The following is a 21,834-nucleotide window of genomic DNA, read 5'->3' as shown; positions in this document are numbered from 1 at the left end:
GACAACCCCTTCAACCAAGCCTGAATAATAGGCACTTTATAACTGACAAATCTATGAGCCGCCAACTTTTGTAATAAAACTTTACAATTCAGGAATCAGATTTGCTGATTTCCTCTCCCCAAACTTGATAAACATTCACAGGTTGTTTGCGACCCTTTAGCAAAACTCGGTCAACCCGTTTAGTGGAAAACCGTTTAGGAAGTAAGCGATAGGTTTCTTCGGAAATTAAAATTCTGCAAATTCCTCCCTCCAGGGATTTATCATAACTTTCCAATCGGGAGGCAATATTGACTGTATCGCCAATGATGGTATAATCCTGACGTTGATGGCTGCCTAAACTGCCTACAACCAGCGGACCTGTGGCAATTCCTACCCGCATGGATACGGTCGGTTTTCCAGTTCGTTCCCACTGCTGATTTAAGGATTCCAGTGCGGCAGCCATTCCTAATGCACAAGTGACGGCTTTTTGAGCATCTAAGGCGATTTCTTCTGGGGTAGTCGCCGGAAGAGGAACGCCAAAAACCGCCATGACGGCATCGCCAATAAATTTATCGATCGCCCCGTCGGAGTCGAGTACCACTTTTGCCATTGCACTCATATATTCATTCAACCAAGACATCAGGAGTTTAGGAGTCATTCCTTCAGCAATGCCGCTAAATTCTTTTAAATCCGTGAACAAAACGGTAGCAGTAACTTCCTGTGCTTCTAGTTGTCCTTCGCTGAGAATTTTTTGGCGATTATTCCAAATTGCTTGGGCAATTTTCGGAGTGACGTGACGCTCAAACAAGCGCATCACTGATTGCCGTTCTTGGCGTTCGATATTGGCAATATAAGCGGTAATAGTAATAGTTGAACCGGCCAAGGATAACAGGGGAGGAACGACGGGAATCCACCACCCTCGCCAGAAGGCTAAAAATGTAGTTCCGGTGATAATTATGGTAGCAATTACAACACTAAATCCAACCCATATCAGAGCATCATAAGCATTTTTTCCTGGAACATATCGGCCCAAACCGGCTAAAATCCCCCCAATCCAAGCCCCTAAGAAAATCAAGCCGATTTCTAAGGGTGCGGACCAAACTTGAATGAGTGTTCGGTTATCCAAAGCTGCACTAATCAGTTGACTGGTCAAATTGGCATGAATTTCTACCCCAGAAGTGCGTTCGGGTGTGTCAGTTAAACGGTTATCATAAGGGGTCAGAAAGTAATCTTGCAAACTGGCAGCAGTTGATCCAATTAAAACAATCTGATTGCGGGCAAAATCCTCGGGAATTTTATTATCTAATACATCAGTTAAGGAAACGGTCTCAAAGGTGGCTCTCGGTCCCCGAAAATTCATGAAAATTTGATAACCTTCTTCTTCGGTGCGAACATACCCCCCATCGTTTTTTCTAAAGCGCCTGAAGACGGCTTCGCCGAGTTGGAGAGAGTCCGGATTGACTTCTGAATTTTTAGGAATAATGCCTTCAGATTCCAAATACAAAAATGCTAAACTGACCGCCAAACTCGGAAAAACCTCTTGCTTCTGATTTTCTAAATAAAGGAGGCCCCGTCGAACTGTGCCATCAGGATCCAAGAGGATATTGTTAGCTGCAATTTGGCCGCGATCGCTCAAAATAGGAGGTGGATTAATCCCCCATAGTATATCCCCATCAGTAATGGTTTTCACGCCTATGAGGTTAGGCGTTACATCAAACACTTCTATCAGTCTTTGATGCCCCGGTTCCACAGGCAAATCACGATAAATATCCAACCCGATCGCCCTCGGTTGTTGGGCTTTTAATCGGGTAATCAACTCAGCAATCACGCCATCAGGAATCGGCCATTGTCCGATAGTTTGGATATCGGTTTCCGAGATTCCCACAATCACGATTCTGGAGTCCCTCGGTTCTTGGGGGCGACTGCGAATAAACCAATCGAATGCCCTCCATTCCATCCCTTGTAATGCGCCGGTTAAGCGCAGAAGCACAACTAATCCGGCAATTGTGGTGGACCCTAAAAAGACAGCCCACCATTCTTTACCCACTCGCGGTATCCATTGTTTCCACATAGTTTAACCCTAATTTATTAAAAGAGCAGCGACAGATTAACTTTAGCAGTTTTTAACCACAGATTACACAGATTTTCACGGAGAAGAGAGGGGTTTTCTGTGAAAATCTGTGTAATCTGTGGTTTGATACAGGGTTTGATGTTTGGTTCTCAGATAACGAATTAATTTTTCTTGGTTTTCTGGAATCAGGCAGCGAGTGACCATTGAGTTAGTACGCACTCGGTAGTTAAATAAGACTTCGGGGATATGATAAAATTCCCATCCTTTCTCTAGGGCAGTTAGCCATAAATCCCAGTCTTCAAAGCCTAATTTATCAGGAATATGGGGGTCATATCCGCCGCAGTCTTGCCAGAGGGTTTTTCTGAAGATGGCACAGGCATCGATATAGTTGCCTTGTAATAATCGGGTGGGGTCAAAGTCGGGGACTTGCCAAATTCCGGTGCGATCGCCCATGAATTCCACATCCCCATACACGACTCCGACGCGAGGGAATTGGTCTAAAATGTCAATGCCTTTAATAATATAGTCCGGTCTGATTTTATTGTCCGCATCTAAGGGTAAAATGTATTTGCCTTGGGCTGATTCTATGCCGACATTTCGGGCAGTCGCTAATCCTTGGTTTGATTGATGGATGAGTTGGTATTCTTGTTTTTGTAAATAATCCAGCATCTCTAAGGTTAAGGGTTCCGTTGAACCATCGTTGACGATGATGAGTTCCAAAGGTGCATAAAAACAGTCCTCGACACTGGCGATCGCATCCAGGAGATATTCCCCTTGATTGTAACAAGGAATAATCACCGATAGCACAATTTCATCTAAACCCATTGCTATCCTCAACTCCGTATTTGTTGACATCGTTTCCTGCCATTCCGGTTGCTGCAAACCTGGATAGTTCCAGTTGTTGCCACAAGTTACCCCGTTTCGCTATAATCAATCGGTCAATTCTTATGATAAGCTGAGTCTAAAGTGGACGCCAAGTTGTCGGATAATCCTACACCCTTAAGGGGTAAAGTCGCAGTGGTAACCGGGGCGAGTCGTGGTGCAGGGCGAGGGATTGCCCTGGTATTAGGGGAAGCGGGGGCGACTGTCTATGTGACGGGACGGAGTGTGCGAGGGGAAGCAACGACCGATAATATGCCGGGGACGATTGAGGAGACGGCAGAAGCGGTGACGGCGCGGGGTGGGGTGGGTATCCCAGTGCGTTGTGATGCAACGCAGGATGAGCAGGTGGAGGCGTTGTTTAACCGGATACAAGGTGATGGGCGGTTAGATATTGTGGTGAATAATGCCTGGGGGGGTTATGAAGGGTATGATGGGAAGACTTGGGCGGATGGGACGGAGTTTTTTGCGCCGTTTTGGGAGCAATCTTTGCAGCGTTGGGAGGGGATGTTTACTGCTGGGGTGCGATCGCATTTGGTGGCGAGTCGTTGTGCGGTGCCGTTGATGTTGTCCCAGCAGCAAGGGTTGATTGTGAATACGATCGCCTGGGACCGGGATAAGTATCTGGGGAATCTGTTTTACGATATGGCAAAACACGCGATCGCCCGGATGACGTTGGCGATGGCACGAGATTTGGAACCGTATAAAATTGCAGCAGTGGCAGTGGCACCGGGGTTTATGCGAACGGAACGAGTGTTAGATGCGCCGGATGTGGATTTAGCACAAACCGAGTCTACGGAGTATATCGGACGGGCGATCGCTGCGATCGCCACAGACCCCAATGTGCTAGAACTCTCAGGAACTGTCCTGACGGTGGGGGATTTGGCGGTGGAATATGGGTTTACAGATATTGATGGCAGGCAAATTGCAGCATTTCGCTTGGAGGAGATGTGAGTTCTGAACTGGATATCCTGTTAGCGGATGGGTTTACCTTATATGAATCGGGTTCTTTGACTCTTGCCGAACAAAAGTTTTGCCAAGTGCTAGGGATGGATTCCAGTCACCCCCAGGCATTGTGCGGGTTGGGAATGCTGTATTATCAGCAAGGACGATATGAAGATGCCCTGGATTACCTAGAACAGTCTCTTGAATTCGATGCCAATCAGGCAATTTGCCATTATACTCAGGGGTTAGTCCTGGCAAAATTGGGTTATCTGGCAGAAGCGACGACTGCCTATCACCAGGCGATTACAGTTGACCCGGGTTATCTGAATGCCTATTCTGAGTTAGGAAATGTCTGTATAGAACGGGGAGAATTGACCCAAGCGGAAACCGCCTATCGGCACAGAATTGCTTTGAGTCCAGATTGGCAGAGTTATGTGAGTTTAGGGCATTTATTCATCGCCCAGCAGCGAGTTGATGAGGCAATATCCGCTTATCAAACTGCCCTAGAACTCCAACCCCGTCATCCCGATATTCTCTACTCCCTAGGAATTGCTTTTTCTGCTAAAAATCATCCAGATTCTAGTCTTTATTTTGGGTTTGCTGCTTATCGCCGACAGGAGTATGAAAGCGCAATTGCCCATTATCAACAGTTTCAAAATACTCACAAGGGGGAGATGGAGTTTTATCTTGCTCTTGCTGACTGTTATCAATACTTGAATCGATGGGAAGAAGCAATTTCTACTTATCGTCAAGGGATTGCCCTTCATCGGGAAGCATTTGAACTTTATTTATCGTTTATTTTAGCTTTACAGAATTGTGGTAAAATTGAACAAGCGCGGCAAATTGCCGATGAGGGATTGGCTGTTTTGCCCTCTTGCTTATCCCTAAAATTAGAAAAAATTCGCCTGTTTCCAGTTTTGTATCAAAACTCAGAGCAACTGGAGTTTTATCGAAACCGATTTATATTAGAGTTAGATGATTTGATTCAAAATTGCTCTTTGAAAACAGAAGTTTCTCAAAAACAGGCGCTCAATGCCATAGCAGTCAATACGAATTTTTATCTCCAGTATCAAGGTAAAAATGATTTAGCTTTGCAGCAAAAATATGGACAATTCGTGCATCAGGTGATGGCAGCAAATTATCCTCAGTGGGTCAAACCGTTACCAATGCCAACCCTCAAGACTGGGGAACGCATTAGAATTGGCTATATTTCTGCTTGTTTGCAGTGGCATACGGTGGGGATGGTGTTTTCCGGTTGGTTGGAACATCGGAATCGTGAGGACTTTGAAGTGTATTGTTATGATGTTGGACGACAACGCGATCGCCTCACGGACTGGTTCCATCTCAACAGTGACTATTTTTATTCCATTCCCGATGATATTCCAGCAGTTTGTCAGCAAATCAAACAAGACAATTTGCATATTCTAGTCTTTTTAGATATTGGAATGTATGCACCCATGACTCAACTGGCGGGTTTACGATTGGCCCCGGTTCAAGCTGTCGCTTGGGGACATCCAATTACTTCGGGTTTACCGACTCAGGATTATTTTATTTCCAGCGATTTGATGGAACCGGAGAATGCTCAGACTCATTATTCAGAACAACTGATTCGGTTACCTAATTTAGGAATTTATTTCCCCAAACCCCAGATTCCTGCAATAAATAAAACTCGGGCGGATTATGGCATCCCCAATGATGCTGTCATGTATTTGTCCTGCCAATCTTTGTTTAAATATTTGCCGCAATATGATATAATATTTCCCACGATTTGCCAAGGAGTGGCAAAAGCAAAATTGGTGTTTATCGGTCATAAAAGCAACCCGATTACCGCGCAATTTTGCCAGCGACTGGATGCTGCCTTTGCTGAGGTGGGGTTAGATTATCAAGAGTATTGTATAATTTTGCCTAGACAGAGCAAGCGGGACTATTGGAACCTGCTCTCAATGGCGGATATTGGGTTAGATACATTTGAGTTTACGGGATTTTTAACGACCTTAGAAGCAGTTGCGGTAAATTTGCCCCTCGTCACTCATTTAGGACCCTTTATGCGGAGTCGTCAGTCAGCAGGAATTTTGAAAAGAGTGGGGGCCACGGAGACAGTCGCCCAAACATTGCAAGATTATATTAAAATAGCCGTTAGATTGGGATTAAACCGGGAGAGGAGAGAGGCGATCGCCTCTAAAATCAACGAGGGCCATCAGTGGTTATACGAGGACAACACCGGAGTCAAAGCATTGGAAAACTTTTATCGGGCAATGGTAAAGGAAAAAGGATAAACAAGAAAACATGGACAACCCTATCTACCTCCACCCCATCAACAAATGACAAAGGACCAATGACAAATGACCAATGACCAATGACAAATCCCTGAAACCCAACCCCCCTCCCTCCCGTCCCATAGTCAAATAATTCGGTGCATCCCAAATTATTTCACCCTTTGAGAGAAACTAAATGTTCGCACCCAAACTCGCATTATTAACCCTTTCAGCGATCGTCCTGTCGATCGCCCAAGTTCAAGCGCATCAAACCGCAGATCTGGAAATCGGATCCTACCTCGAACAATTCAAAACCGAAAAAGGAGCCAACCGTCGGGAAGCAATGAAAGGATTGCGGCAGATTGGGACTCCCGCAGTTCCCCTCCTGATCACCGCATTGCAGGATGCCGATGTGGGAGTCCGAGGAGGTGCCGCATTTGCCTTGGGTTCGATGGGTTCTGATGCCGAATCCGCCATTCCGTCCCTGATTGCTGCCTTAAATGACTCAGAAGAGTCTGTGCGTCTGGATGCTGCCGTGGCACTCAGACGAATTGGCACCCCGGCAGTGGAGGAACTTGCCATTGCCTTGCAACACCCGGAGATAGAAGTGCGTCGGGGTGCTGCCTTTGCCTTGGCGGGAATTGGTGCAACTGCCAAACCGGCGATCGCTCCCTTAGTCACCGCCTTACAGGATCCAGATGAGCGCCTCGCCTGGAATGCTGCCGTTGCCTTGCGCGCAGTCGGGTCCCCAGCAGTCCCCGCCCTCAACCAGGCCCTGATGGATGAAAATCCCCGAGTCCGGAATGCTGCTGCCTTCGCCTTGGGAAACCCCGCTTCTCCCACTACGGGAACCCTCTCCCCAGTGGCACAATCGGAGGATGAAGAAGTCCCAGAAATTTGCCGAATGTTGCCAAATCCCTTGTCCCCAGATATGAGTATCTGTGAAGCAATTCCGCTTCGGGAACGTCCCCAGGAGTTGCGTGATAATCTGGATCAAGTCAATCCCAATCCCTGTAACTTTTCGCCGAATCCCTGCGAAAGTGCTCCCAGTCAGATTGACTCCTCTACCACCCCAACTCGCCGCTTAATGTAATTCCCTTGAGGAATTCTACCCCCGTTCGTAGTAACGACTGAAGTCGTTATCCATGTTCGTAGTAACGACTTCAGTCGTTATCCATGTTTGTAGTAACGACTTCAGTCGTTATCCATGTTCGTAGTAACGACTGAAGTCGTTATCCATGTTCGTAGTAACGACTTCAGTCGTTATCCATGTTCGTAGTAACGACTTCAGTCGTTATCCATGTTCGTAGTAACGACTTCAGTCGTTATCCATGTTTGTAGATAGGACAAGAAACCGGGTTTCTTACCCTAATTTGGTGCTAATTACCAGAGATTCGGTCAAGAAACCCGGTTTCTAACCTTTTGTGTACTCATGGCCCTAGGTTCTGTTCATTGTTGTTGCAGAAATCCTGGGGTTCTCCAGGCGATCGCCTCCTGGAGGATTGAGTTGAGGGTTATTTTGGGGGTAGATTAGTGGGATTTGGTCTTAAATCCGGGGATAACGACTGAAGTCGTTACTACGAACAGAAGAGAACGACTGAAGTCGTTACTACGAACATTAAGAACGACTGAAGTCGTTACTACGAACTGAAGAGAACGACTGAAGTCGTTACTACGAACAGAAGAGAACGACTGAAGGCGTTACTACGAACTGAAGAGAACGACTGAAGGCGTTACTACGAACTGAAGAGAACGACTGAAGTCTTTACTACGAACTGGGGAATTCTTGCTTTTTGCTGGATGTGTTATCCTTGCCCTGGAAATTCGCTATACTCGAAGAGTGTTGAGAGCGAAGGGCCTGATGGGAAATAATCGAAATCAACCTCAACCTGATGATGCCGTTTTGGGGGGACAACACCCGGCCCCCATAGGTGCTATGGTTTTGGGGGGGTTAGATGGAGTGAAAATGCGTTTGGCTTCTCCGGTGGTAGAATATCGTATTACTGCCCTGTCCGAAGCGCTGCGGTATGGAATTGATGGGTTAGATTTAGTGATTGAGGCATTGCGCGATCGCTCTTGTAAGGTGCGTCATGCGGCCTATTTACTCTTGGAAAACCGCACGGAAACTCGGGTGCAACACGCTTTACGGTTTTACAATTCTCATCATACTTTGGTCAATCGCGTTGTCGAAACTGAACCTCCGGCCAATGTTGATCAGGTTGATACGATGATGCAAACTTTGGAACAGGTGGAGGGAAGTAAAATGGGTAAGTTGGTTGACAAATCTCTCAGTTTAGTCCAAACTTCTGAAGGACAAGAGCGCATTAAGCATTACTTATTTAACGGGACGGCCAAACAGAAGGATTATGCGGCTCGTTATTTTAAGGAAAAGGGCCGAAAAGATGTTTTAGTGGCAGCGTATCAACAGCATTATTGGAAGTCGGAAAAATCTTTATCCGGTTAATTATTTTTTATTTCATCTACAGCAACACCCGGCGGGGGTTAAAACCCCCGCCGGTAGTGGCGCTTCGCGAAGCGCCACTACGTCGGTTGAAACCGACTGAAAACACCACGGTATAAGACTTGCTTGCAGTCGTCTTTAGACGACTTTAGCTATTAGGCGGGGGTTAAAACCCCCGCCGGTGTTGAGAATGGTGCAAGATCTCAGTTTCAACTTTAGCTATTAGGCGGGGGATAAATCCCCCGCCGGGTTTTGCCACGGGTGCAAGATCTCAGTTACACTTGTTTAAACCGAATCTTAGCCTCCGTTAGAGCTTGTCTCACTTGTTCAAATCCGGTACCCCCGTAGCTATTGCGGGCGGAGACGACTTGTTTGGGGGCGATCGCTGCATAAATATCCGTCTCAAAGGCGGGATGCAATGCTTTCCATTCCTCTAGGGTTAAATCTTTTAACAATTTCCCCGCTGATAGAGAGGTTTTAACGACTTTTCCGACCAAATTATAAGCTTCTCGAAAGGGGACACCTTTGGCGGCTAAATAATCAGCCACATCGGTGGCATTGGAGAAGTCTTCAGCAACAGCTTCAGCAAGGCGTTGTTCCCGAAATTGGATGCCTTCACTCATTAAAATGGTCATCGCTTCTAGGCAAGATTTGACGGTTTTTACAGCATCAAATAGACCTTCTTTATCTTCTTGCAGGTCTTTATTGTAGGCTAAAGGTAAGCCTTTCATTAGCACTAACATTCCTTGTAAATGCCCGAAAACTCGGCCTGTTTTGCCGCGAACCAATTCAGGAACATCGGGGTTTTTCTTTTGCGGCATAATGCTGGAACCCGTGGCACAGCTATCGGTTAGGGTGATGAAGCTAAATTCTTGCGATGCCCAGAGGATGACTTCTTCAGATAAGCGACTCAAATGCACTAAAATCAGACTAGAGGCACAGAGAAACTCGATCGCAAAGTCGCGATCGCTCACCGCATCTAAACTGTTATTATAGGGTCGGCTAAACCCCAGTTCTTGGGCGGTGAAGTGGCGATCGATGGGAAACGTTGTTCCCGCTAAAGCACCGGCCCCTAACGGGCACATATCCACACGCTGATAAATCTCTCCTAACCGTTCCCAGTCGCGCTGGGCCATTTCAAAATAGGCCAAGAGGTGATGGGCTAAACTAATCGGTTGGGCGCGTTGTAGGTGGGTATAACCGGGGATTAAGGTTTCCACATGGCGATCGGCTAGTTCCAGCAAAACACTTTGAAAGTCGCGAATCTGTTGCCGAATTTGCTGGATTTGGTCCCGGAGATAGAGTCGGGTATCGGTGCCCACTTGATCGTTGCGCGATCGCGCGGTATGGAGTTTTTTCCCCACATCTCCCACCAACTCCGTCAAGCGACGTTCCACGGCAAAATGGACATCTTCGGCATCGACTCCGGGTTTAAATAACCCTTGGCGATATTCTTGGCGAATTTGTTCGAGTCCCTTCATCAGCTTGTCTGCTTCATCCAGGGAAATAATGCCGGTTTTGCCTAGCATTTTTGCATGGGCCATCGATCCGGTCAAGTCGTACTCAATCAGTTGAATATCAAACCCGATACTGGCATTGAAGCGGGCGATCGCCGGATGTAATGCACCTTCAAATCGTTGACTCCAAGTTTTTTGTTCTGTCATGCTCAATTCACTGCTTTCTTACTGGCTCAAACAAAATATCATTTGTCATTTGTCATTTGTCATTTGTCATTTGTCATATGTCATGGGTGATTGACGGACTCAGGATAAATGACCCGTGGGTGACTTTAACCGCCTCGAAATCCCCGAAATAGATAACCCAGAACCATACCAATGATTAAGGCCCAAATTTGTCCAGTTTCAACAAAGTTATTCCAGGCATCTGTAATTCGACCCATAATATCCGGGTCACTAACTTGTTGCGCCAGGACGATCGCCTGCCGGAAAGACTCCCCCATCAACGGGGAGAGGACTTCCCCGCTGTTGGAAGAAATAGCCAATTGAGCGATTAATTCGTGAAGGCTAGAAAAACATATTGTCATGAGTTTTTAACACCCGTAACCGGGGAGGAAGAGGGCTGTTTGCAGTATGCCGGATCAAGTTCATCCTGTAAACGACCCGATCGCAATTCTTCCATGAACTGGCCACACCGGGCTAGGCTTTTAACCCTCGCCCTGTCAAGGTGTAGTTGTAGGGGCGCTTCTCGAAGCGCCTCTACATTCCATAACTCTTTGGGGTCATTAACATTGATCTGCTGGACTGGCGCTTCTCGAAGCGCCTCTACATGAACTAACGATTTGGGGTCATTAACATTGATCTGCTGGACTGGCGCTTCTCGAAGCGCCTCTACATTCCATAACTCTTTGGGGTCATTAAATTGAACACATGGACTGGCGCTTCTCGAAGCGCGGCTACATGAACTAACGATTTGGGGTCATTAAATTGAACACATGGACAGGCGCTTCTCGAAGCGCGGCTACATGAACTAACGATTTGGGGTCATTAAATTGAACACCTGGACTGGCGCTTCTCGAAGCGCGGCTACATGAACTAAGGGTGTTCCAACAAATAAATCATCCAAATCCCGATGGTTAAGCACCTAACAAGGCTCTTTTAGCCCGCGCAGGCGGGCTTTGTCCTGTGAGCCTCCAGGCTTCAGCCTGCGGGGTTTTTGCATATTTTATTTTTTGGGGTTCATTAACATTGATCTGCTGGACAGGGCTAGGCTTTTAACCCCCGCACCCCTCCTCAGACCCGGGTTTTGAACTCTCCTCATCCCCCTTGACTTGCAACACAATCAAGGTCATATCATCCGTATTTTGACTATTGGGGCCGATAAAATGACCGACCCGCTCAAATAGGTGTTCTAAAATCGCTTGAGGCTTGTGATAATGTTGACAAGCCCATTCCAAAGCCGCTGTCAAGTTTTCCTCATCAAAGCGATCGCCCACTTGGTTGCTGGCATCAGTAAACCCGTCGGTGTAATAAATCAGCGTATCTCCAGGCTCTAGCTGAATCTGTGCTTCTTGATACTGGGTATCCGGATCTAATCCAATCAACATCCCCAAAGTATCTAACCGCTGAATCGTCCTTGTAGATGCCTGCCACAATAACGGAGGATTATGTGCCGCATTACTATAGGACAAAATCCGAGTTTCCGGGTCATACTCCGAATAAAACAGGGTGACAAACCGATGAGAATTCTCCAAATCCGCATACATTACCCGGTTCAAATGCTGAAGGATGCGTGAGGGGGAATGACCGTTGAGGACCTCGGCGCGTAACATTCCTCGGGTCATGGTCATAATCAACCCGGCAGGTACTCCTTTCCCCATCACATCGCCAATAACGATGCTCCAGCGTGCATTCGGTTTTCCGCCCTGATTTTTAGATTGGGCAAAGTCGTGGGTTGTGGGAATAAAATCATAGTAGTCTCCCCCCACCCGACTAGCAGTTTCACAACTGGCAGCCAACTCAATCCCGTTAATTGTCGGACATTGGCGTGGCAGGAGTCGCAGTTGGATTTCTGCGCCAATTTCTAATTCTCGGTCCAGTCGTTCCTTCTTGCGTAATTCTACGGTCAGTTCGTCATTTTCGATCGCCACGGCAGTTTGATCCGCCACTAACCGAACTAACTTCTGGCGCGTGGGAGTCCAAGTATAGTCCGGGTCTCGACTGAACACATACAGACGACCGCGTTCCGTATTTTTAACCAAAATCGCGGTGCCAAATAACTGCACATCTGACCCCAAGTAGGGGGTAACTTGATAATCTAACGCCGAGGGAGGCAGACTTGAGGCAGCCAGGTTAGAATCATCCATGATTTGACGAGTCAGGTTTTCTAACGCTTGGCGAATATCATGGCATTCGTGACCATCTTGGCAGTGAAGTTGCTGTAACCTCACTTGACCATTGGGTTTAAACAGGATCAATGCTCCCCCATCTGCATCGGTGACCCGACTCGCCACCAGGGGAATCAACTCCAAGAACTGATTCAAATTATTGAAGCTGCGGAGGGCAAATCCCAAAGACGACAGCAAATCTTGGACTTTCTTTTGTTCCCGATGCAAACGCGCCACCAGTTCTTTGAGGGCAAAGACGGGGGTGACGTCTGCGGATGCGCTGCCGTTGTCGGGTACATCTGGCTGAAAGGGCTGTCGAGGGAGAGGCAAAGAAGTCATGAGAGTCAAGCTCGCTCCAGCGGGAGTGATTATATCTTTTGTTTGGGGGTAGGAATTACCCCACACTACAGAGTCTGGTGTTAAAGAATGGCTGCCAATTGGGTTTGGCGATCGCCCTTGATAGATAGTTTAAGGGCTCATACCAAATCCGGTTGGTAAAAGTCGGTTTTGTGTATTAGCCCGCGCAGGCGGGCTTCGTCCGTGTAGCCCCAGGCTTCAGCCTGCGGGTTTTTATAGACATTTGACAACCGGATTCGGTATCAGTATTTTAAAGCAGTTCTAAATTAACCCTTATGCACCCGAGTTGAACTCGGTTGCCAGATAATATTCGCGCCAAAAGGTAGGAATTCGAGTGTTTAGCATCCGGGGCAGTCTCCCCAGTGTCTTGAGTGGGTTGTAAAAAAAAACTCACACGATCTCCGATGCGGATCGCGGGGCTGGACTGATTTTCTATCAAGCAGGTGGCTTCAGTGTGATGATTCCTCAACCCTGAGCCGACTGCTCGACCCATCAATCCAGATTTCTACAGACATCGCATTAAAGTGGATTTATGATAGCGCTATTTATAAGCTCTGCCAATCCACTGATGGGGGGGTTTTCCCACCTCGATTCCTCAAAGAAGCGATCGCTGATTGGTTTGATTTGTTCTAATCCATTCCTCAAAAGCCAGACTCGACCCGGCGGGCATCATCACCTGCCGGGATTTCCCTGGGTTCACAGCCTCAGTCTGATGACTTGGGGCCCCTTGAGTCTGAAGGTCTAACGTCTCTATTCTCGCTCTGGATACTAGCCACCAATCAACGCTTCGACAAATTCGTAGCTGGAAAAGGGGCGCAGGTCTTCGATTCCTTCACCGGCACCGATAAAGCGGATGGGTAATCCCATCTGCTGCACGATCGCCAAGGCTATGCCACCTTTAGCAGTTCCATCCAATTTTGTCAAGATGACTCCGCTCAAATTAATCGCTTCGGAAAACACTTGAGCTTGACGGAGGCCGTTTTGTCCCAAGGTTGCATCCAAAACCAGCAGTGATTCTACCACTGCATCCGGCGCTTTTCTATCCACGATTCTACGGATCTTTGCCAATTCGTCCATCAGATTCTTTTTATTCTGCAACCGTCCGGCAGTATCCACCAGCAGCAGTTCTGTGCCTCGGGCCATTGCGGCTGAAATCCCATCAAATACGACCGCTGCCGGGTCGGAATTTTTCACCGGGTTGGCAATCACTTCCACATCGGCGCGATTCCCCCACACCTTGACTTGCTCCACAGCAGCGGCGCGGAAGGTATCTGCGGCGGCAATTAGGGTTTTATAACCGGATTGTTTGGACAAATGGGCAATTTTACCGATGGTGGTGGTTTTACCGGCCCCATTGACTCCGGCAATCACCCAAATATTCAGGGTATCTTTCTCGGGGACAAAGTTGGTATTGTATTTTTCCTGAAAGGGGCGATCGAGCATTTCCCGGAGGATTTTTTTCAGGTAGGCGATCGCCTCGGCTGGGGGCAGGGCCTCTTCTTTTAACTTCTGCTGGAGGGCCTCAATAATCAAATCTGTCGCCTCTACCCCCACATCCGCCTGCAACAGGGCGGTTTCAATTTCCATCACCGCTGCTTTATTCAGCGGCCCCTGTCCCACGATCGCCCGCAGTTGGTTAATTAAACTCCGACGGGTTCTATCCAACCCCTGGCGTAACTTCTGCAACCAGGTAATTTCTTCAATGGAAACCTGATCGGGACGGCGTCCTTGGGCCGCCAGCACTTCCGCTGACCACAAAAAGCCCTCATCAAACGCCAATCCCGGAATTTCTGTCCCTTCAATCTCCGGTTGTCCCGGGGTCGGGGTCCGTCTGAAGTCTTCCTCTACCGGGGCCTCCACAGCAGTTTCCTCTAACCGCTGCATTCTCGCCTGTCGTTCCGCCTCCGCCCGTGCCAGGAATGACACCGGAGCCGGTGCTGGAGCCGCCGGTTCCGAGGTTTCCGTTGGTTCTGAGGTTTCCATAGCTAAGGCCGCTGCCGGTTCTATAACCTCCTCTGGAACGGCCTCGGGTTCTGGTGCTTCCTCCGGAGCAACTAAGGGTTCTTCGGCGATCGGTTCAGGAACCGGGTCCTCCAGTTCTTCCCCTGCTTCCGGTTCTCCCCCAGCTTCCGGTTCTCCCTCAGCTTCCAGTTCTTCCGGTTCTCCCTCAGCTTCCAGTTCTTCCGGTTCTCCCTCAGCTTCCGGTTCTTCCCCTGCTTCCAGTTCTTCCGGTTCTCCCCCAGCTTCCGGTTCTCCCTCAGCTTCCAATTCTTCCGGTTCTCCCTCAGCTTCCGGTTCTTCCAAAGCAGGAACCTGTTGCTTTTGAATATTTTGATAAGCAGCTTTAGCCCAGTTCAGGTAATCTTCGGCAACTTCTGGGGTCGTTTCCTCAGCATCAGATTCCGGCTGCTTTGCAGTCGGTTCTATAGCCTGTTCTTGTTCTTGTTTTTGTTCTTTTTCGTTGAACTGACGACGGAACCAATTAAACACCATAGCACTTACCAGCAAGAGAGCTTTGCCGACTATTTTAGAGGGTCGGGTAGAGATTTTTGAAGCCATAAGGCCCGGGTTTTACTTCCGAGTCCAGGATGGGGACCGTCCGGTTTTGAACCAACGGGGGAGAGATTATTCTTGTGGCACCTTCTGATGAAACTGTTCGGTGACCCGACGCAAGACGCCATTGACAAAGCGATAGCCATCTTCACCGCTATAGCGTTTGGCTAATTCTACCGCTTCATTGATGGCGATGCGTTCCTGGAGGCCGAGATAGCGCATTTCAGCCACAGCAATTCGGAGGATATCGCGATCGATGCGAGCAATCCGATTTATTTGCCAATTGACGAGCGCCTGTTGGAGGATGGCATCAATTTCTTCGCGATGGGCGTTGACTAGGGTTAGAGTTTCTAGGGTGTACGCCTTGACTTCTTTTTGGTTGGTCAGTTGCAGAAACTCAGGCAATTCCATTGCCATTGCCACGCGGTTAATGGCGGTTTGGGTGAGTTCTACGGCTTCGTAGACCATTGTGCGAGAACTTTGCACCGTGGTGGCTTGAATTTCGCTGCCTAAGAGGCGATCGTTGCTGCGTTTGAGTTCTGCCGCAGCAGTTTCGAGGATATCGTGGACTTCATTGGTGAGGGTGCGAACCGCAGCGAGGACTAGATCGGAGAGTTGTTGAGCGCTGAGTTTTTCTAGGTTGGAACTCAGCTGACTCATACTCAGCAAGGCGAGTTCACGAGCGACTCTTTGAGCTTTCATAAGGCGAGGAGTTAACTTGGGTGGGTTTAGATATATTCTTTTTCTTCTTCAGAAACGAGAGTCTGGCGTTTGACCTCAGGTCTGAGTTCCTGTAGCTTGCGATCGCTCGATGGAGGCAGGGGCAAGGGTCCAGTCATGGGCGGGCTAACAATGCCACCGGAGACGATGACTTTAAAGGCATCTTCCACGGACATGGAGAGGTTGATCACTTCTTCTTCAGAAACGACAGCATACCACCCACTGGTGGGGTTAGGGGTGGTGGGAATAAAAATACTGACCAGTCCCCCGGATAAGTGGGATTGGATTTCTGCGGCGACCCCCCCAGTCACGAAGGCGATCGCCCAGATTCCTTTGCGCGGATACTCGACTAAAATCACCCGTCGAAATTTCCCATTGGAATCTTTGAGGACGGTTTCTAAAATTTGCTTGAGGGTTTTATAAACTGAACCCGCTAGAGGAATGGCTTGCAGCACTCGTTCCCCCAAGTCGAGCAACCATCGTCCGGCGATGTTGCGTGCCATCAACCCAATTAGGAGAATACTCAGGAGGGGAACGGCTAATCCGACTCCGAGGTTAATCAGGTTGACTAAAATGGGGTGGAGGTTGTCAAAGGGATTAAGCTGCTTGGGAATACTGGTCAGGAAATCGATCACCCATCGAGCTATGGTAATCGTCAGCCAGATGGTGGTTGCTAGAGGAATGATGACCAGCAGTCCAGCAATCAGGTCATTTTTTAAGTCTTGTTTAAGGCGTTGGATCACAGCTTACCCACTCTCCTTTTGTTTGGAAACATCACGCGATCGCCACTTTTAACTGCTTGATTATCAACAAACCGTATCATTTTCGGTCTCCAAAAAACCGTCTGCGTCCAGCCACGGATCCCTTGCTTTCCGCAAAATCCTCTGAGGGAGTCAGCAACGGTGAGGGATGACACACACAGAGAATGAATCGCCACAAAACCATGATTTTTTCGGTTAGCACTCCGGCGCGCTGTTTAGCCCCTGAGTCGGCTTGAGGCAGCCAAGGCTGAATCGGTCCCGGTTTCTTTGCAGAAACGGAAAAAGCATGGAGTATCTTCTGATACTATACCCTGCGCCCTGAGCAAAGAAAGTGTCAAGTTCAACTCAGGCGCTTCTCTAGTCAATTGTAAAGAATTATTGCCAAATGACCGGCATCTTGATTAAAAAAACTGGATGGTTGACCTGAGAGCAATTGTAGGGTGGGCACTGCCCACCAACACCCAAAGGTGGGCAGTGCCCACCCTACAATGCTACAATGCCTCCCCAAGGAGACCCCAGGGACAAGAAACCGGGTTTTTGGCCCAAATCTGGTGTTCTTCTGCAAAAATGTTGTGAAAAAACCCGGTTTCTAACCGTGGCTGTACTCCTAAAGTCCGACGTCAGTACAGCATAGGGAAGAGAACCGGGTTTCTATCTTGCCTAATTTAAGGCTGTACCGCCACCCTAAGAATTAGGAGGGGTTGGATGTGGTGGCATTGCTGGTGGGTTGGGGGTCTAACTGAGGGTTGGGCATATTTTGGAGTTCCCACACTTTGAGCAAAATGAGATATTCATAAAATGCCTGTAAGGTACACCAAGCAAACCCGGCACGTCCATCGAGGATGCCCCCGAGCATAAAGTACATATAAATAAAGCGCAACAGGGGACGAAAGGGGAGGCGTAGGGAGAGATCTTTGAGTGCTCGGCGTTTTTCGACTTCCGATCGCCCAAAGAAGAGATTATTCCAAGAGACTTCTCCTTTTTCCAGTTGGCGCAGGGTTTCTTGAGCTTCATCACTGGAGTAGCGGTTGTGCTTGTCTAACCAGCGACTTAATCCTTTGCTACTGGTGTAGTGGGGATAGGTTTCTTTGAGAAATCCGGTGGGACCGTCACAGACTTCCCGTTCCGTATGTCCATAATCCGTGAACCATACCTTGTCCTTGCGGAATAAACGCAGTTGATAGCGGGGGTACTGGGTGCTGTACCGAATCCATTGGTTCATAAATATGACGCGCTCGGCGACATAGTAGCCGATGATGTCGTCAGGGTTGGCGATCGCATCGAGACATTCCTGAAAGAGTTCAGGAGTCATCCGTTCATCAGCTTCTAGGATGTAAACCCATTCATGCTGGGTGGGTAGTTCTTGCAGCATCCAAGTCCGTTGTTTGCCGTGACTTTCAAAAGGATGCTGAACCACCTGTACCGGATACTGACGAGCAATCTCCACTGTGCGATCGCTTGACATCGAGTCCACCACGATAATCTCATCACTCAGCATGGCGGACTCAATGCAAGCAGCAATATCAATTTGTTCGTTATGGGTCAGGATATAAATCGAGAACATGGGGGGCAATTGCCAATAATCGGCTGAATTGTGAATAGTTGTTGCGATCGGCGATCAAAACTTGTCTGCGACCCCGGTATCGGCCAGTTCTTTGAACCACACCACCCTTTCAGGGCAAAAGGGTTGCACTCGGTGAAGGGCCCTGACGCACCCATTTCGCCCTAATCGTAACTTAACCGAGACGATTGTAACGAGGGCAACCTCTCCAAATTACAAGACTTAGACTTGACTAGAATTGAGAGCAAGCTGACTTCCCAACTTGACTGGGTATCCCTGAGTGATGCCTGAGTGGCGATCGCCAATTTCTTCTTCTAACGACCCATCGATTTCCGTCGTCCTCCCCCGACACTCCCCATACTTTTTAACCCAGTCCAGCCAATAATGCTATAAGCCACAGATAACAACAAACTGCTAATCCCAGTTTGCACGGCTAACTTGGTAAATCGAGTTTTGGTCTGGTTTTCCACTTCTTGCTGACGAGAGCGAATCTGGGTGAGTTGTTGAGTCCGAAGATTATCCGTACTGAATTGTTGGTTGAGAAACTGATCCAAGGCTTGGGGATTCTGCTGAAATTGTTCCAGTAATTCCTTCTCTTGTTGCGGCACGTCCGGACTTGTTAGGGCTTCGTTCAGTTGGTCGGGATTCGAGATCAATTGCCGAATTTGTTCCCCGATCGCGCTCCGGCGTTGTTGAATTTCGCTCTCCACATTCTCGTTCTCAAGTTGGCTTAAAACTTGAGTTTCGGTCTGGCTGGCTTGTTCTCGGATTTGCTGCAAAGCATCAGAGCGTTGCAGCCGCACGTTATTCAAATGCAGGGGAAATACAACTAAAAATACCACCCCAAGAATTGTAGACAACACAAAAGCCCAAAATCTCAACTCTTGGAACGGGTTGCGTTTAGGGGCACCACTCCCTTCAGCCCGATCCATCCAAGACCCAGTTACTAAAAACGCTATCCCGACTAAGGGAATAATTCCTCGTTCTACAACTTGAGCTGCATAAGCAATTTGCCATTCTCTCGATCCGGGCTGAAAGGGAATGGCTAACAGCACATAATCCACCAGTGATGATACAATTAAAATCACCCCGATTACTTTGAGGGACATTGAAGCTACAGACTCTTGATTCATGATTCTCCTATAATTTTCCCGATATATTACCCCACATAGGGGAATTTTCTCTCTTCTCTTTCCCCGGGTTTACTGATGTTTTTTACCCCGCTGAAGTTGATTGGATTTCTGGGTTGGGGACAAGGAAACAAACCTCGGTTTCGAGATGTCCCTGAAACCAGGGTAAGGCATAAGGATATTCAGTCTTAACCCTTAAACTCCTCCTGGTAATCGACTCATCCTGATTGCCTTATGATCCTATTAAGAGGCCAGGTTTGGCGACTCATCAAATGAGTTTCACTGGAGGTCACACAGTTAAAGGGTGATTGATTGAATCCTCCGATTTAAGTTTAAACTTAAATCCCAGTAATTTTAACCTCAACTGTGTAAAGTTTACCCAAAATTTATTGTCGTTTTTGGCGGGAGGTAAAAACAACCCCAAGAGATTGAGGTTCGGTTGAACGATGCCGGGACAGGAGGATGGATTGGGGGCGTTGACCCAAGATAGACCACAGGCTTTACCCGATCTTTCCCTATTTTACTGCTGCGTGCGATACCAATGCGCTAAACGGGTCGGTGAAATCCCCAAATAATATCCCAGAATCATCAGTTGATTGATCCCAGTTGTTCGCAGAATGCCCAATTTCTGCCACCGTCTGGCACTGGTGAAGGCGGGGATCGGGGCGATCGCCAGTCTTCCACGCCGTTTCAAGCGCCCCACAAATTCAAAATCCTCCATGATCCCCATTTCGGCAAATCCTCCCAGTTCCCAAAAGGTGGCAGCGCGCACAAAAATTCCCTGGTCCCCATAAGGCATCTGCCCCCAGCGCGATCGCCACTTCACCCCCCATTCAATCATCCGGAACCCGGGTCCTGGCCCCTCAATCCTCAATTCAAACGCTCCCCCCACGACATCCGGTGACTCCAAAATGCGCCGAATCTCTGTCTCAAATCCTGACCCCAACCGAGTATCCCCATGTAAAAATAGCAGAATTTCGCCGCTTGCCTGAGCAGCACCCAGATTCATTTGTCGCCATCTCCCCGATTCACTACGGACAACAGTCACCCCATAAGATGCCGCAATCTCCCGGGTGCGATCGCGCGAACCGCCATCCACAACAATAATTTCCACATCCGAAAGACCACCCACTGCCTCTAAAGTAGACCCAATCCGCGCCTCTTCATTCAAAACCGGCACAATAATTGAGATTTGGCCCCGGTTGGGTTTCAGGGAGAATCGGGACCCTAATTCAGCCAAATCCTCCGGGCGATCGATATCCCTGAGTTCCGGTAACTTCGCTACACTCAGACACTCAGAACTCGCCACAGCCAGGGTTTGGGCCAAAACTTCCCCAGTCCCCCAAGCTATCCCCTGGAAGACTTCTGGAATGAACCGAGACAGTCCAATCAGATAATATCCTCCATCCATTGCGGGTCCTAACACCAAGTCATGGGATTGCAGGGATTCAAACCCTTGCATGAGGATTCCGGCATCCAAATCTGGGCAATCGGTGCCAATGATCACCACTCGCGAGCATCCCGCCTCAAATGCATCCTGAGCAGCAGCTTTGAGGCGATCGCCCAAATCTCCCTCAGACTGGGGTCGATACAGCCAATCTTCCCCCAACCACCCCTGCATCTGTTCCCGAGTTCCCCCAGTAAATCGCACTTCCACGGCGATCGGTTGCGCCATCTTTTGCTGCAACCCCTCTCGAACAGTAGCGAGGGTATGCTTCCCCAGTTGCCGATGCAATTGCGCCGCCCCCCTTGCCCCCAATGCCGGAATCAGCCTGGTTTTAGTCGTTCCAGGATAGGGAAGGCGGGTAAAAATAATCAGGCGATCGGGATTGGAGTGAGAAAGCATGGGGATGGGGGATTTGTCATTTGTCATTTGTCATTTGTCATTTGTCATTTGTCATTTGTCATTTGTCATTTGTCATTTGTCATTTGTCATTTGTCATTTGTCATTTGTCATTGGAGGAGATGTTCAACGTCCCGACTTCAGTCGTTGCTCTCGTGTTATGGCATCCGCCATAACACGAGCAATCTGAGGGTCCACCGCCTGCTGGGTTGGGAACTGGAGTTTAAGCCTGATATTGGGGCGTTACTTGGCATCCGCCATAACACGAGCAATCTGAGGGTCTACCGCCTGCTGGGTTGGGAACTGGAGTTTAAGCCTGATATTGGGGCGTTACTTGGCTGATGCCAAGTCACGCGGCAACGACTGAAGTCGTTACTACAAACAAAAGAGGATAAGGGGATTGCAAAATATAAATCCTCCAAACGTTCATGTAGGGGCGCAATGCTTGCGCCCTCCGTCGGGCGCAAGCATTGCG

At 48.4% G+C, this 21,834-nt stretch carries 15 protein-coding genes; 4 read left to right on the top strand and 11 right to left on the bottom strand.

The window, feature by feature from the left end; all coding sequences use genetic code 11:
* Window positions 1-88: 88 nt before the first annotated feature.
* Together NG833_RS10820 and NG833_RS10815 are read right to left on the bottom strand one after the other, a co-directional pair.
* Entirely contained in the window at window positions 89-2,050 is a 1,962-nt protein-coding gene (locus NG833_RS10820) for a CHASE2 domain-containing protein (RefSeq protein WP_254565300.1), read from the bottom strand.
* Between the two features lie 75 nt (window positions 2,051-2,125).
* On the bottom strand, window positions 2,126-2,905 hold the full coding sequence (locus NG833_RS10815) for a glycosyltransferase (RefSeq protein WP_254565299.1): 780 nt from the start codon (window positions 2,903-2,905) through the stop codon (window positions 2,126-2,128).
* Window positions 2,906-3,016: 111 nt separating this feature from the next.
* Between NG833_RS10815 and NG833_RS10810 the strand changes: the two genes are divergently transcribed.
* The 4 genes from NG833_RS10810 (at window position 3,017) to NG833_RS10795 (ending at window position 8,593) form a co-directional block, all read left to right on the top strand.
* Window positions 3,017-3,883, top strand: coding sequence for an SDR family NAD(P)-dependent oxidoreductase (locus NG833_RS10810; protein WP_254565298.1), 867 nt, complete (start codon window positions 3,017-3,019; stop codon window positions 3,881-3,883).
* Complete coding sequence (locus NG833_RS10805; RefSeq protein ID WP_254565297.1) at window positions 3,880-6,150, top strand: tetratricopeptide repeat protein; 2,271 nt, start codon at window positions 3,880-3,882, stop codon at window positions 6,148-6,150. Before NG833_RS10810 ends, NG833_RS10805 begins: the two co-directional genes overlap by 4 nt.
* 175 nt (window positions 6,151-6,325) lie before the next feature.
* Complete coding sequence (locus NG833_RS10800; protein WP_254565296.1) at window positions 6,326-7,222, top strand: HEAT repeat domain-containing protein; 897 nt, start codon at window positions 6,326-6,328, stop codon at window positions 7,220-7,222.
* A gap of 768 nt (window positions 7,223-7,990) precedes the next feature.
* Window positions 7,991-8,593 carry a hypothetical protein gene (locus NG833_RS10795; protein ID WP_254565295.1) on the top strand — a complete coding sequence of 201 codons (603 nt, stop codon included), beginning with the start codon at window positions 7,991-7,993 and terminating at the stop codon, window positions 8,591-8,593.
* Window positions 8,594-8,865: 272 nt separating this feature from the next.
* Here the strand turns inward: NG833_RS10795 and argH are convergent, their stop codons facing one another.
* The 9 genes from argH to NG833_RS30820 all read right to left on the bottom strand — a co-directional run bounded on the left by argH (window position 8,866) and on the right by NG833_RS30820 (window position 21,389).
* Entirely contained in the window at window positions 8,866-10,254 is a 1,389-nt protein-coding gene (gene argH, locus NG833_RS10790; protein WP_254565294.1) for an argininosuccinate lyase, read from the bottom strand.
* Between the two features lie 125 nt (window positions 10,255-10,379).
* Window positions 10,380-10,634: a hypothetical protein gene (locus tag NG833_RS10785; RefSeq protein WP_254565293.1), complete on the bottom strand. Its 255-nt coding sequence runs from the start codon at window positions 10,632-10,634 to the stop codon at window positions 10,380-10,382.
* Between the two features lie 687 nt (window positions 10,635-11,321).
* Window positions 11,322-12,773 carry a PP2C family protein-serine/threonine phosphatase gene (locus NG833_RS10780; protein ID WP_254565292.1) on the bottom strand — a complete coding sequence of 484 codons (1,452 nt, stop codon included), beginning with the start codon at window positions 12,771-12,773 and terminating at the stop codon, window positions 11,322-11,324.
* Between the two features lie 786 nt (window positions 12,774-13,559).
* Window positions 13,560-15,284 carry a signal recognition particle-docking protein FtsY gene (gene ftsY, locus NG833_RS10775; protein ID WP_254565291.1) on the bottom strand — a complete coding sequence of 575 codons (1,725 nt, stop codon included), beginning with the start codon at window positions 15,282-15,284 and terminating at the stop codon, window positions 13,560-13,562.
* Between the two features lie 132 nt (window positions 15,285-15,416).
* Window positions 15,417-16,046 (bottom strand): transcription antitermination factor NusB, encoded by a 630-nt coding sequence (gene nusB / locus NG833_RS10770; protein WP_254565290.1) that lies wholly within the window; start codon window positions 16,044-16,046, stop codon window positions 15,417-15,419.
* A 26-nt stretch (window positions 16,047-16,072) separates the two neighbouring features.
* The gene (locus tag NG833_RS10765) at window positions 16,073-16,807 is read right to left on the bottom strand and encodes a DUF502 domain-containing protein (RefSeq protein WP_254565289.1); all 735 of its coding nucleotides are present in this window, start codon (window positions 16,805-16,807) and stop codon (window positions 16,073-16,075) included.
* A 709-nt stretch (window positions 16,808-17,516) separates the two neighbouring features.
* On the bottom strand, window positions 17,517-18,389 hold the full coding sequence (locus tag NG833_RS10760; protein ID WP_254565288.1) for a glycosyltransferase family 2 protein: 873 nt from the start codon (window positions 18,387-18,389) through the stop codon (window positions 17,517-17,519).
* Between the two features lie 311 nt (window positions 18,390-18,700).
* Window positions 18,701-19,495, bottom strand: a complete 795-nt coding sequence (locus NG833_RS10755; RefSeq protein ID WP_254565287.1) for an HpsJ family protein — start codon at window positions 19,493-19,495, stop codon at window positions 18,701-18,703.
* 541 nt (window positions 19,496-20,036) lie between these two features.
* Window positions 20,037-21,389 carry a TIGR04283 family arsenosugar biosynthesis glycosyltransferase gene (locus NG833_RS30820; protein ID WP_309143846.1) on the bottom strand — a complete coding sequence of 451 codons (1,353 nt, stop codon included), beginning with the start codon at window positions 21,387-21,389 and terminating at the stop codon, window positions 20,037-20,039.
* Window positions 21,390-21,834 lie beyond the last annotated feature (445 nt).

This window comes from Oscillatoria sp. HE19RPO (assembly GCF_024220515.1).
Lineage (GTDB): Bacteria > Cyanobacteriota > Cyanobacteriia > Cyanobacteriales > Laspinemataceae > Laspinema.
This window is presented reverse-complemented; position numbering and strand designations above follow the sequence as displayed.

Bases quoted from the DNA above. Each gene is read 5' to 3' on its own strand.
- NG833_RS10760 (WP_254565288.1), bottom strand. From the start codon at position 18,389: ATGTTCTCGATTTATATCCTGACCCATAACGAACAAATTGATATTGCT.
- NG833_RS30820 (WP_309143846.1), bottom strand. From the start codon at position 21,389: ATGACAAATGACAAATCCCCCATCCCCATGCTTTCTCACTCCAATCCC.
- NG833_RS10800 (WP_254565296.1), top strand. From the start codon at position 6,326: ATGTTCGCACCCAAACTCGCATTATTAACCCTTTCAGCGATCGTCCTG.
- NG833_RS10795 (WP_254565295.1), top strand. From the start codon at position 7,991: ATGGGAAATAATCGAAATCAACCTCAACCTGATGATGCCGTTTTGGGG.
- nusB (WP_254565290.1), bottom strand. From the start codon at position 16,046: ATGAAAGCTCAAAGAGTCGCTCGTGAACTCGCCTTGCTGAGTATGAGT.
- NG833_RS10785 (WP_254565293.1), bottom strand. From the start codon at position 10,634: ATGACAATATGTTTTTCTAGCCTTCACGAATTAATCGCTCAATTGGCT.
- argH (WP_254565294.1), bottom strand. From the start codon at position 10,254: ATGACAGAACAAAAAACTTGGAGTCAACGATTTGAAGGTGCATTACAT.
- NG833_RS10755 (WP_254565287.1), bottom strand. From the start codon at position 19,495: ATGTCCCTCAAAGTAATCGGGGTGATTTTAATTGTATCATCACTGGTG.
- NG833_RS10815 (WP_254565299.1), bottom strand. From the start codon at position 2,905: ATGTCAACAAATACGGAGTTGAGGATAGCAATGGGTTTAGATGAAATT.
- NG833_RS10780 (WP_254565292.1), bottom strand. From the start codon at position 12,773: ATGACTTCTTTGCCTCTCCCTCGACAGCCCTTTCAGCCAGATGTACCC.
- ftsY (WP_254565291.1), bottom strand. From the start codon at position 15,284: ATGGTGTTTAATTGGTTCCGTCGTCAGTTCAACGAAAAAGAACAAAAA.
- NG833_RS10820 (WP_254565300.1), bottom strand. From the start codon at position 2,050: ATGTGGAAACAATGGATACCGCGAGTGGGTAAAGAATGGTGGGCTGTC.